The organism is Chryseobacterium sp. SIMBA_038, from assembly GCF_046535115.1.
Lineage (GTDB): Bacteria > Bacteroidota > Bacteroidia > Flavobacteriales > Weeksellaceae > Chryseobacterium.
Genome location: NZ_JAWRXH010000078.1, coordinates 1 through 321 on the forward strand (window position 1 = coordinate 1; position 321 = coordinate 321).

Sequence of the window (321 nt, forward strand, 5' to 3'; positions counted from 1 at the left end):
CCTTGGAATTGGACATGAGTTACCTTCCCCACGACACCGTCCATGCCTTGGTGCCAAGCCTTTAGCTTTAGCTGATCGGGCCGCACCGGCAGTACGCGGTGAGCGTGAAACGAACCATAGTCGCGCGATACCGGAATCGGCTGTGTCTGCCCCCCTGCCTTCTCCAGCAAAAAGGTGTGTGGATTCGACCAGCTGCCTTTTAAAAAGTTGGACCGTCCCACAAATTTGGCGACAAACAAAGACTCGGGAGCATAGTAAATCTCAAGAGTGATTTTAGAACAACAGATCGAGGAAGGCATCTATGACGAAAAGGTGTTTCTC

At 51.4% G+C, this 321-nt stretch carries 1 protein-coding gene; it reads right to left on the minus strand.

The window, feature by feature from the left end:
- Window positions 1–299: hypothetical protein (locus tag SB689_RS22805; protein WP_410694350.1), on the minus strand; the 299-nt coding region annotated here is incomplete at its 3' end.
- Window positions 300–321 lie beyond the last annotated feature (22 nt).